The 13,358-nt window shown below is 72.5% G+C and carries 1 protein-coding gene; it reads left to right on the top strand.

The annotated features are described in order from the left end of the window. The first annotated feature begins 740 nt into the window (after window positions 1-740). Window positions 741-13,352 carry an amino acid adenylation domain-containing protein gene (locus ACIRU3_RS26245; protein WP_404060718.1) on the top strand — a complete coding sequence of 4,204 codons (12,612 nt, stop codon included), beginning with the start codon at window positions 741-743 and terminating at the stop codon, window positions 13,350-13,352. Window positions 13,353-13,358 lie beyond the last annotated feature (6 nt).

Consider the following 13,358-nt stretch of genomic DNA (forward strand, 5'->3'; position numbering starts at 1 on the left):
GCAGACATCGGCGTCGGCGACGACTGCGGACCGGCCGTCGACGGGGGCAGCAGCGGCATCTGGTGGCCGCAGGCGGCGGTGAACACATCGCGCTGTCCGTCGACCAGCTCGGCGATCACGGGTCGTGGTCGGGCCGTCCCGCCGCACCGACCAGATTCTCCTTCTGTGCACCGATCAACCGGTAAGTGGGCGCGTTCCGGCCGAAGCAGTTTTTTGGTGTTGCTTGACCCGTCGAATGCCACCGCAGGGCGGCGGAATTCCGGCCGGGGACGGGCTCTTCCCTGACGTGCCCGATGTCCTATTTGACTCCTGCCGACGTGACGTCGCAGTGTCACGCTCCGCTGCCCTGCTTCGGTGGATCATGACGCTCTGTTCATTGCGCCGGGTTGGTGGCTCCGCTAGCGTTGCCGGTGATCAGCAGAGAGACAGATGTGACGGGGGCTCTTTCTGGGGTCTCGTGGCCGCGGGGTCAGCGGTCTGCGTTACGGGGGTGTATTTGTGCAGGCGTTTTCCATGGGTAGAGCGGTTGTATCGTCCAAGTCCGACGGGGCGAGACGCCGTTGCCCTCTCCTTGTGTCCCAGGGCTAGCGACGGCCTTCGAGTTCGCACGGCTCCCTTGAGCTTTCACGGGCTGACAGTTTCTTGACTCCCTTTCCGTCCGTAATGAATCGTGACGTTCGCATCCGGAATTTCCCCTGCGGGGTCCGGATATTTTCCATGCTGTTCTGGGATGGATATCGATGGCCAACTCGCCGACCTTCACCGAGACTTTCACCGTCACCACTGACAATCCCCTGTTACGCGGACACGTCGTGTACGGGCGTAATCTTCTGCCGGGCGTCGGCTATGTGGATCTGGTGCTGCAAGTCCTGGCCCGGCACGGCCATCCCATGGCGCACGTCGCCTTACGCAACCTCACCATTCTCGCGCCGCTCGTCGTCGCGCCCGGCGAGCAGGTCCTGACCACGGTCGCAGCACGGCCGGCGCCGAAGGACGAGTGGCGTATCGAGGTCCGCAGCCGGCGCCGGCAGGACACCGAGGACGTCCTGCACGCGGTGGTCATGGCCCGCCGATGCGCACCGGACCCCTTCCCCGAGCGGCTGCCGCTCCCGCTCGGCGGGGCGGACAGACTGACCCCCCTCGCCGACATCTACGCCTGGCTCCGGGAACACGAGCTGGTCCACTCGGGCCTGATGAAGATCGACGGTGTGGTCCACCACCGCCCCGGAGACTGGGTCGTGGAGCTGGAACTCCCCCCGGCGCAGCGGGACAGCGCGGACGGCTTCCTCTTCCACCCGGCACTGTTCGAGGCGGGACTGCTCGGCGGCAGCGTGAACAGCCACATGCTGCACGACGAAAACGACGAAGACGGGGACGTGGCTCTCTACCTTCCCCTCGTGTTCGAGTCGTTCCGGGCGACAGCACCTCTGGGCAGGCGCTGCTACGTCAGGGTCGCGGCCGCCTCGACGAGCCGCGACGACCAACTCATCCGACTGACGGCCGAGTTCTACGACGCGACGGGGGCCAAGGTCGCCGAGGTCGGCCGGCTCGCGGCCAAGCGGGTGCCGACCGCCGCGGCCCTCGACGTCCGGGACACGGCGACGGCTGACGCAGGGGGATCGGAGGCCCCGGTGGCAACCGCCGCGGCCGCAGCCGGACAGCCTCTCGTCGCTCTGCTGAGGGAACTGGTCGCGGCACGGTCAGGGCTGTCTCCGGCAGAGGTCGGGACGCACTCCGGTTACTACGACCTGGGACTGACCTCCGCCGCCCTCGTGGGCCTGGTGAGCGAGTTGGAGGAGCGGCTCTCCCTGGAGCTGTCCCCGACCGTCGTCTTCGAATACACCACCATCGCGCAGCTTGCGGCCTGGCTCGAAACCCGCCTCGCGGAGTCCGGAGCCCGAGCGGAGCCCCGCGCGGCGGCCCCGTCCCGCCCCGACGGCCCCGCATCGGACGCCGTTCGGCCCGACGGCCCGCTGCACGCCCTGTGCGCCGAGCTGAGCGGCGAGACAGCGGCCCTCCTGGGCCTGCCTCCCCAAGAGATCGACCGGGACACCGAGTTGACGGAACTCGGCTTCGACCTCGTCGGCCGGTCCGCCTTCGTGGAGCGCCTGAACGACCGCTACGGCCTGGCTCTCACACCCGCCGTGCTCTCCGCGTACCCGACCGTGCGACGGCTGTCGGCCCACCTGCTCGACCGGCACGGCGACAGCGTCGCCGGCTCGTCGCCCACTCCCGGAACGGCACCGGGTCCCGCGCCTGACAGCCAGGTCCGAGCCCGCCCGCCGGCACACCCGATGCTGCACACCCGGCTGGCGCCGGACGACGGAACCGCGTTCCTGACCCGCCTCGACGGCAGCGAGCCGTACCTGCGTGACCACCTGGTGCGCGGTGCCCGGACCCTGCCCGGGGTCGCACACCTGGAGATGGCGCGAGCGGCGGTGGCCGCCGCCCTCGACGCTCCGCCCGCATCCCGGGTGCGGCTGGAGGACGTCGTATGGCTGCGTCCCGCGCTGAGCGGACCGGAGGGCCTGGAGCTGCGGGTCGCCGTGCGCCGGGCCGCCGGCGGCCTGATGGAGTTCGAGATCGCGGCACCGGGCGACGGCGACACCCTCTGCTGTCAGGGACGGGCGCGTCGTGTCGAGGGCACCGAACCCGGCCTGCCACCGCTGGACCACGTGCGGGCCGGATGCGCCGGGCCGGAGATCCCGGCGGCCCGCGTGTACGCCCTGTTCGCCGGCGCCGGCCTGGAGTACGGCCCCGCCCAACGCTCCTTGACCCTCGTGCGTACGGGCACCGACGCGGACGGGCAGCCGCAGGTGCTGGCCGAACTGCGCCTGCCCGCCGCCGCCGACCCGCTGGCCGGGTGCGTGCTGCATCCCGCCCTGCTGGACGGGGCCCTGCAGGCCATGGCGGGCCTCCGTCTCACGGACGACGATCCGCGGAAGCGGTCGTCCGGACCCGCGCTGCCCTTCTCCGTCGAGCGTGTGGACGCATACCGCGCCACTGCCGACCGGGCCTTCGCCTGGGTCCGGTACCGGCCGGGCAGCGGCCCGGACGCGGCGCGGCCCCTGCTTGACGTCACGGTCTTCGACGAACAGGGCCGCGTCTGCGCCGACCTGACAGGGCTGAGCACCCGCGCCCTGCCGGAGACCTCGGAGTCCGCCCCACGGCTGACCGAGGCGGGGTCGTCCACCGCACAGGACACGGACATCGCTGTCATCGGCGTCAGCGGACGCTACCCGGACGCGGCGGACCTGGACGAGTTCTGGGAGAACCTGCGCTCCGGCCGCGACTGCGTGCGCCGGCCGCCGGCCGACCGCTGGGAGCCGCACGGCCGGGCGGCCACGGACGGCACCGGCGACCTGTGGGGCGGCTTCCTCGACGGCATCGACCTCTTCGACCCGCTGTTCTTCCAGATCTCGCTGCGGGAGGCGGAGCTCCTCGACCCCCACGAGAGGCTGTTCCTGCAGTGCGCGCACCATGTCCTGGAGGACGCCGGCTACACCGGGGAGCTGCTCAGCCGCACCTCCGGTTCGGTGGGCGTGTTCACCGGCGTGATGTATCAGGACTACCAGCTCTACGGTGCACAGGCCCAGGAGCGGGGGCTGCCGGTGGCGTTGTCCGGGAGCGCGTCGTCGGTGGCGAACCGTGTGTCGTACGTCTACGGGTTCACCGGACCGAGCATGAGCGTGGACACCATGTGCTCGTCCTCGCTGACCGCCATCCACCTGGCCTGTGAGGCCATACGCAGCGGCCGGTGCGGAGCCGCGCTGGCCGGCGGGGTGAACCTGACCTCGCATCCCAACAAGTACCTGATGCTGGAGCAGCGCAACTACCTCTCCAGCGACGGCCGCTGCCGCAGTTTCGGCGCCGGCGGCGACGGTTACGTGCCCGGCGAGGGCGTCGGAGCCGTACTGCTCAAGCCCCTGGCACGCGCCGTGGCGGACGGCGACCACATCCACGCCGTGATCAAGGGCACCGCGGTCAACCACGGTGGCCGCACCCCCGGTTACACCGCGCCCAGCCCCGTGGCCCAGAGCCGGGTCGTGGGCGAGGCGCTGGCCGCGTCCGGCATCGATGCCCGCTCGATCGGTTACATCGAGGCCCACGGCACCGGTACCTCGCTGGGTGATCCGATCGAGATCGCCGGCCTCATGCGGGCCCTGGAGGCGGCCGGACCTCTGCCGGACCACTGTGCGATCGGGTCGGTCAAGTCCAACATCGGCCATGCCGAGAGCGCGGCCGGGATCGCCGGAGTCACCAAGGTGCTGCTCCAGATGCGGCACCGGCAGCTCGTCCCCAGCCTGCACGCGAGCACCCTCAACCCGCACATCGACTTCGACGGCACCCCGCTGCGCGTACAGCGGAGCCTGGAACCCTGGCGGCGGCCCGGCGAGGCCGACGGCGGAGAAACCCTGAGCGGCCCGCGGGTCGCCGGGGTCTCCAGCTTCGGGGCGGGCGGCTCCAACGCGCACATCATCCTCAGCGAGTACGAGACACCCGCACCGCCACCGAGGTCACGGACGGCCGGACGGCCGGCGCTGCTGGTGCTCTCCGCCGCGAGCGAGCCCCAACTGGTCGAGCAGGCCCAACGGTTGGCGGCGCGGCTGGCGGAGCTGACCGAGGACGACCTGCCCGACGCGGCCTGGACGCTCCAGACGGGCCGCACGGCACTGCAGGAGCGGCTGGCGTTCTCGGCGGGCTCGCTCGCGGAAGCCAGGGCCCTGCTCGCCGAGTTCGCCGCCGGCCCCGGGCGGCCGGGCGCCTGGCTGCGCGGCAGCGTGCTCACGGAAGCCGAACCGGACGACGCGGAACGGGCCGGCGCCCTCGACGACTGGTTCCGCGATGCGGCCTGCGACCGGCTGCTTCGCCTGTGGGCCAGGGGAATCGAGGTGCCCTGGGAGACCGTGCAGACGGCCTACCGGACGAACGGTCCCGACGGTGCGGCCGCCGCGGAACCGCGCCCGCGCCGGATACCGCTGCCCGGCTACCCCTTCGCACGTGAGCGCTGCTGGATCGACCTCGACGCTCCTGCCGAGCGAGTCGTCGAGGCGGGGCGGAACCTCCCCGGCGACGGGCAGGACGGCGCCGTGGTGCTGCTGCGCCCGGGCTGGGCGGCCGGCGAGCCGGCAGCCGCGGCCGGCCAGGAGAGCGGATTCTCCGCACACCGCGTGACCGTGGTCGGCACCCTCACCGCGAACGAGCGCGACACCCTGCGGGCCGCCCTCCCGCCGCAGGCCCACTGCCGGTTCGTCGAACCCGCCGACGGCCCGGTGGACCGCCGGTTCACCGACGTCACACGCGAGGTGTTCACACAGATCCAGGACATCCTGCGCCCGGGACTCGTCCGGCCGTTGCTCTTCCAGCTGGTGCTGGCGCAGCCGACGGCCACGGAAGCGGAGCGGGACCGGCTCGCCTGCCTGCGCGGACTGACCGGGCTGCTGCGCACCGCCGGGCACGAGAACCCGCTGCTGCACGCACAGCTCGTGGACTGTCTCGACGGAGCCTCCCCGGCCACCGTCGCCGCCCGGATCACCGCCGAGGCCGCACCCCGCCCCGAGCCCGAGGTGCGGTTCCGTGACGGCCGCCGGTACACGGCGGTGCTGGACGAAGTCGGCACGGGCGGCGCCACGACCGTTCCCTGGCGCGAGCACGGCGTCTACCTCATCACCGGGGGCGCCGGCGCCCTGGGCCGGATCGTCGCGGACGACATCGCCGCCTCCGTACGGCACGCCACGGTGATCCTCGTCGGCCGCTCGGCACTCACCGGGGACCAGCGGTCCGCACTGGACGGGCTGCGCCGGGCCGGGCTGACGGTGGAGCACCGGCGCACGGATGTCGCGGACCGGACCTCGGTCGCCCGGCTGCTGGCCGACGTCACCCGCGAGCACGGCCCGTTGACCGGCATCCTGCACGGCGCCGGGATCACCGAGGACAGGCTCATCGTGAGCAAGTCCCCGGCAGAGCTGGAGCGCGTCCTGGCACCCAAGGTCGCCGGGCTCGTCCACCTCGACGAGCTGAGCCACGACCAGCCGCTGGAGGTGTTCGCATGCTTCTCGTCGGCCAGCGGCACCTTCGGAAACCTCGGCCAGGCCGACTACGCCGCCGCCAATGCCTTCATGGACGCCTACGCGGTGCGCCGCAACCTGCTCGTCGCTTCGGGCGAGCGCAGGGGCAGGACCGTGTCCGTCGGCTGGCCGCTGTGGGCCGACGGCGGCATGGGAACGGACGAGGTCGTCGCACAGCGGATGCGGAACCTCGGTCTGGTCCCGTTGGAGACCGGGCCGGGGCTGGCCGTGCTGCACCGCGCACTGACCGACCGGGACGCCACCGGGGACGGGCAGCTCGTCGTGTTCGCGGGCCGGCGCGAGGCGCTGCCCCGGATCACCGGCCGCGCCGCCGGCCCGGGCGACGTGGCCGCAGGCTCCGGAGACGGGACCGGCCCCTCTCAGCCCGCAACCGATGCGGTGACGGACTCCGCGGGCGACGAGAACCGGCACCTGGAGGACCGCGCGGTCGGCCATCTGCGGCGCGTCCTCGCCGACATCCTCAAGCTCGCTCCGGAGCGTCTGCATCCCGACGTCGAGCTGGAGCGGTACGGCATGGACTCCGTCCTGGCCGTCACCGCGGCCACCCGGCTGGAAGCGGCGTTCGGCCCCTTGGCCAGGACCCTGCTGCTGGAGCGGCCGACCCTCAGGGAACTGGCCCGCTACTTCGCCACCGAGCACCCGTCGGCGCTGCGCATCCTGCTGGGTGAGCCCCGGCCCGCCCCCGCCACATCACCGGCGTCCTCGGTTGCGGACCCCGCAACCCCGAAGCCGGCATCCCCCGGCCAGGACGCGCAGATCGCAACCGCGCCGGAGCGCGCCCCGCGCGGGCGCGCCGAACGCAGAGGTGAGTTCATGGACGTCGCTGTCATCGGCATGGCCGGGCGCTACCCGCAGGCGCAGGACCTGGACGCCCTGTGGACCCACCTCCGCAACGGCGCGGACTGCGTCACCGAGCCGCCCGCCGACCGCTGGGAGGGCATCCACCCGACCGGGACCTGGGGCGGATTCCTCGACGGGATCGACCGCTTCGACCCGGGGCTGTTCGGCATCTCGCCCCGCGAGGCGGCGGTGATGGACCCGCAGCAGCGACTGTTCCTGGAAACGGTGTGGGAGCTGCTGGAGGGCTGCGGCATCACCCAGGAGGTGATCGAGCGACAGTACGGGCGAAGCGTCGGCGTCTACGTGGGAGCCGCCTACCAGCTGTACCGTGCGGACCCCTCCGATCCCACCCTCGCGGCACTCACCTCGACCGCCTCCTACAACCTCATCGCCAACCGGGTCTCCCACTTCTTCGGGCTGGAGGGGCCGAGCCTGGCGGTGGACAGCATGTGTACCTCCTCGGCCATGGCGATCCACCTCGCCTGTGCCGACCTGCACCGCGGGGAGAGCGAGCTGGCCGTCGCCGGCGGCGTGAACCTGGCCACGCACCCCGACAAGTTCCTCGCGCTCTCGGAGATGCGGATGCTGGGCAGCCACCCGGGCAGCCGCAGCTTCCGCGACGGCGACGGCTACCTCCCCGCCGAGGCGGTGGGCGCCGTACTCCTCAAGCCGCTGGACGCCGCACTGCGCGACGGGGACGTCGTACACGCCGTGATCAAGGGCACCGCCTCGCTGCACAGCGGCCGCGCCAACAGCTTCATGACCCCCAGCCGCAGGGCCCAGGTCACCGTCATGCGCCGAGCGCTGGAGCGGGCCGGCGTCGCTTCCGACTCGATCGGCTACGTCGAGTCCTCGGCCAACGGCACGGCACTGTCGGACGAGATCGAACTGAGCGCTCTGCGCGAGGTGTTCGACGGCGCGGCCGAACCCGTGGCGGTCGGTTCCGTGAAGTCGAACATCGGGCACCCGGAGGCCGCCTCGGGCGTCGCCCAGCTCACCAAGGTCGCCCTCCAGTTCCTCCACCGCGAGCTGGTCCCGCTCGCCGAGCCCGGTGAGCCCAACCCCAACCTCGGCCTGGACGGCGGCCCGCTCGCCCTGTGCGAGCGGCTGGCCCCCTGGGAACAGCGGCCGGACGCGCAGGGCCGCCCGGTCGCCCGGCGCGCCCTGATCAACTCCGTGGCCGCGGGCGGAAGTCACGTCAGCCTGGTGATCGAAGCGCCGCCGGAGACCGCGGCCGACCCCGCGGAACCGGCCGCTGCCGGACCCCATCTGGTGGTGGTGTCCGCAGCCGGGCCGGCGCGTCTGCGCACGGCGGTACGGCGGCTGCACGAGTTCCTCGGCAACAGCGAGGCCGTGGACCTCGCGGACGTCGCGTACACGCTGCAACTGGGCCGCGAGGCCATGCCCGAGCGGCTCGCCGTGGTGGCCGCGAGCGTGGCGGAACTGCGCGACGCCCTCACCCGCTGCCTGGCCGGCGGCGACGGCTCGGACACGACTGACACCCCGCGCGGTGGAGCCGTGCACATGGGCAACGCCGAGGGCGCGGCAGCCCCCCTCATGGCGGTGCTCGACGGTGCCCGGGGCGAGGCGTTCCTCTCCGCCCTGGTCGCCGACCGCGATCTGGAACGGCTCGCCGAGCTGTGGGTGTCCGGTGCCCGGATCCCCTGGCGGGGGCTGCACCCGCGGCGCCGCCGCCCGGTACCGCTGCCGGGTACCGCCTTCGAGCGGGGAAGCTACTGGCTCGGCCGCACGGGCACGGCGGCGCCCGTGACCCCCCGGACCGAACGCGTGCGGCCCGCGACGGCAGAACCCGCGCCTACGGAGGTGGCAACGGCCGCCAGGGAACGCATCGTTGTGGAGGTCTGCGCCGAAGTGCTCGGCTTCCGGCCCGACGAACTCGGCCCCGGCGACATCTTCCAGGCCCTGGGCGGGCACTCCCTGCTCGCCCACCGGTTCGCCGCGCTGCTTCTGGAGCGGGGGCTGGACTGCACGGTGCCCACGATTCTGCAGGCCCCCACCCTCGCGTCCCTGGCGCAGGCGGCGGGTGCGGCGGGCCTCGCCGAGGCGGGGGAGCCGGTACCCGTGAGGGGTGAAGCGGACCTCCCCGGCCCGGCACAGCCGGCCGAGGTGCCCCCGCGTACCGAACCCGCCCCGGCCTCCGGACCGATGGACGTCACGGTCGCCCCTGCGGAGTCCGTCCCCGCGCCGCCGGATGTCGCCCCGGCCGCGGCGGACGTCGTCGCCGCGCCGGTCGATGCCACCTACACGCCGACGGACGCGATCCTCGCGCCAGTGGGCGTTCCCGCGGGCAGTACCCGTATCACCCCCGCCATGCTGCCCCTGGTGTCCCTCACCGAGGACGAGCTGGCGGCGGTCGTCGCCGCGGTACCCGGCGGTGCCGGGAATCTTCAGGACGTGTACCCGCTCGCACCCATGCAGGAGGGCATGCTCTTCCACCACGTCAGGGACGGCGGACACGACCCGTACGTCTCCTCGGGGCTGTTCTCCTTCGCGGACCGCGCACGCCTGGACCGGTTCGTCCAGGGCCTGCGGGCGGTGATCTCCCGGCACGACGCACTGCGTACCGTCATCCTCGCCGACGGGCTCGGCAGCCCGGTCCAGGCCGTGCTGCGGCACGTGGAACTCGCCGTCGACGAGATCGAGCTGCAGCCCGGCACGCCCGCCAAGGACCAGCTGGCCGAGCTGATCCGGGCCGCCGCGCCCATGCCGCTCGACCAGGCCCCGCTGATCCGGCTGCGGACCGGACGACACCCGGGCACCGGTGTGTGGCACGCGGCGATGAGCCTGCACCACACCATCCACGACGCCTCGTCGCTCGGCCTGCTCTTCGCCGAGATCGTCGCGCACATCGAGGGCCGGGCGGACACCCTGCCGGACCCGGTGCCCTATCGCGCCTTCGTCGAACACACCCGCCGCCGGGCGGAGGACACCGACGCCTCCGGCTTCTTCTCCGAGCTGCTCGGCGACATCACCGAGCCGACCGTGGTGTTCGGACTGCAGGACGTGCACGGCGACGGCCGGCAGGTCCGCGAACTGCGCCGGATGCTCGACGACGGCCTGGGCAGGAGGGTCCGGGCGGTGGCTGCCGAGCTGGGGACCAGCCCCGCGACGCTGTTCCACGCCGGCTGGGCCCTGACCGTGGCGGCCTGCGCCGACCGCGACGACGTGGTGTTCGGCACGGTCATGTCCGGGCGCGTGCAAGGCCCCGCCGGCATCGATCGGATGGTCGGCACCTTCATCAACACCCTGCCGGTGCGCCTCGATCTGGCCGGCCGGAGCGTGCGGGATCTGGTGCGGCGGACCGAGGAGGTCCTGCACGGCATCCTGCGCCTGGAGCAGACGCCGCTCAGCGAGGCCCGGGCCCACAGCGGACTGTCCGGTCCCGAACAGGCGCTGTTCAACGCGATCCTCAACTACCGCCGGCTGCCGGACGAGGACGGCACCGGCCGCCTGCTCGAACGGGTCGGCATCACCCCGCTGTCCGAGGTCCTCGAACGCAGCAACTACCCAGTGACCGTCTCCGTCGACGATCTGGGCCGGTCGTTCCGGATCGAGGCCCTGATCCACCGGGCGCAGGACGCCGATGTCGTCGTCGACTGCCTGGAAGCCGCCATGGCCTCCCTCGTCGACGCGCTGTCCGCCGCGGAGCACGCCGCGCGTCCGGCGCTGGAACTGCCGGTGCTGCCGTCCGCGATGGCGCGCCGCGAACTCGCCGAGTACGCCTGGGAACCGGCGACGACCGAGGAGCCCGGCGGCGGCGCCGGGCGTCGTCTGCATGTGTGGTTCGAGGAGGTGGTGCGGGGTGTTCCGGATGCGGTGGCGGTGCAGTGCGAGGACCGGTCGCTGACCTATGGCGAGTTGAATGCGCGGGCCAATCGGCTGGCTCGGTATCTGCGTGCGTCGGGTGTGGGGCGTGAGTCGTTGGTGGCTCTGTGTCTGCCGCGCAGTGAGTGGCTGGTGGTGTGTGCGCTCGCGGTGCTGAAGGCGGGTGGCGCGTATGTCCCGCTGGATCCGTCGGCGCCGGCCGAGCGCTTGGGCCATGTGCTCAGGGACAGCGCCCCCCGGGTGCTGCTGGTGGACGGCGGGGTCCCGGAGGGGCTGGACGCCGGCGGCGCCTCCGTCGTCGACGTACCGCGGGACGCCGACCGCTGGGCGGGACTGCCCGCCGCGGACCTGCCGCCCGTGCCCGGTGCCTCCCCGGACGACCTGGCGTACGTGATCTACACCTCGGGTTCGACCGGGCTGCCCAAGGGCGTGATGGTCGAACACCGCAACGTCGCCCGCTTCTTCGTCGCGGCGCAGGAATGGTTCGGCTACCGGCCCGGGGACGTGTGGACCCTGTTCCACTCCTTCGCCTTCGACTTCACCGTGTGGGAGATGTGGGGCGCGCTGCTGCACCGCGGCCGCCTGATAGTGGTCACCCAGGAGACGGCGCGCAGCCCGCGGGACTTCTACACGCTGCTGTGCGAGGAGGGCGTCACCGTCCTGGGCCAGACGCCCACCGGAATGGGGCAGTTGATCGCGGCGCAGGGCGAGGACGGTGCCCCGCACCGGCTGCGGACCATCGTCCTCGGCGGTGAGGAACTGGACGCCTCGACGCTGGGTCCGTGGTTCGGCCGGCCGGTCAACGACCGGACCGAGCTGGTGAACATGTGGGGAACCACCGAGACGACCGTGGTCAGCACCTACCGGGTCGTGACCGAGCCCGACACCCGCCTGACGACCAGGCCCATCGGCGGCCCGATGCCGGGCCTGAGCGTGTACGTGCTGGACCGGCACGGCCGGCCGGTGCCCACCGGTGCGGTGGGCGAACTGGTCATCGGCGGCGAGGCCGTGGCCCGCGGCTACCTCAACCGGCCCGAGCTGACCGCCGAGCGCTTCGTGGACGATCCGTTCTGCGGTGTTCCGGGCGCGCGGATGTACCGCACGGGAGACCTGGGGCGCCGGCTGCCGGACGGTTCGCTGGAGTTCCTCGGACGCACCGACGGCCAGGTCAAGGTACGCGGCTACCGCATCGAACTGGGCGAGATCACCACCCGTCTCAACGAGCACCCCGCCGTCGCCGACGCCCGGGTGGTGGTGCGTGGCCAGGGTGACGACCGGCGCCTGGTCGGATACGTCGTACCCTCCGCCCGTACGGCGCGAACGGTGCGCGAACTGGCGCACCTGGCCCGCACCGAACCGGCCGCCATGGGCCGAGTGCACGAACTCCCCAACGGGCTGCCCGTCTTCGACCACGAAGGGAGCCGGACCGAGTACCTCTACGACAGGATCTTCACCGACCCGGGGCCTCTGCGACACGGCATCACGCTCGGCGACGGCGACCGCGTCGTGGACGCCGGTGCCGGCGTCGGACTCTTCACCCTGTTCGCGGGCCTGTCCTGCCCCGGGGCCAGGCTCCACGCGTTCGAGCAGGCTCCGGCCGCCCTGGACGCGCTGCGCCGCAACGTGGCACTGCACGGCGTCGACGCCAAGGTCTTCGACCACGGCCTGGCCGGTGTGGAGACGGCACCCACCACCACCCTGTCCCGGGCCATGGCCCGGGCGGGCCTCGACCGGATCGACCTGCTCAGGGTGGACACGGAGAGCGCCGGGCAGGACGTGCTCGGCGGCATCACCGACTCCGACTGGCCCAGGATCCGCCGGCTGCTCGTCGAACTCCGAGACACCGAAGGACAACTGAAGAAGACGGTGGCGCTGCTGGAGGAACACGGCTTCGACGTCGTCAGCGAGCGGGACGACGCGGCGCCGTACCCCGCACCGGCGTACTCCCTCTACGCCCGGCGCCCCGCCGACACGGGACCCGGGACCGGAGCCGGCACGGCGCCGCCCCCCACGCTGCGTGTGCCGCGCTGGCCCAACGAGCAGGTCCTGAGGGAGGAACTGGACGTCGCGCTGCGGGCCGCGCTGCCGCCGTACATGGTGCCGTCCGGCTACGTCGTCCTGGACGCACTCCCGCTCACCGTCAACGGCAAGCTCGACACCGCGGCCCTGCCCGATCCCGGGGTCCCGCGGCCACGCGACGAGCACGGCACCACACCGCGCACCGAAGCCGAGCGGATCGTGTCCGCGGTCTGGGCCGAACTGCTGGACACCGATGCCGAACACCTGGGCGTGGAGAGCAACTTCTTCGCGCTCGGCGGGAACTCCCTGCTCGTCACCCGCATGATCAACATGATCAAGCAGCGGACCGGAGTGGAACTGCGTGTCCAGACGATCTTCGAGGCACGGCAGCTGTCCGACCTCGCGGCCGAGGTGGCGCGAGGCCTGCGGAACACCGGATCCGCCGCCGTGCTCGACCTGGAAACGATCAGCGAGAGCATCAACCTCGTCGAGAGCCTGACCGACGCGGAACTGGACGCCCTGGCCATGGACGACGCCGTCCTCGACAGCGAGAGCTAGGCAGAG

This window comes from Streptomyces sp. NPDC101151 (genome assembly GCF_044768335.1).
Classification (GTDB): domain Bacteria; phylum Actinomycetota; class Actinomycetes; order Streptomycetales; family Streptomycetaceae; genus Streptomyces.

Coding starts and splice junctions, on each gene's coding strand:
- ACIRU3_RS26245 (WP_404060718.1), top strand. CDS start 741: ATGGCCAACTCGCCGACCTTCACCGAGACTTTCACCGTCACCACTGAC.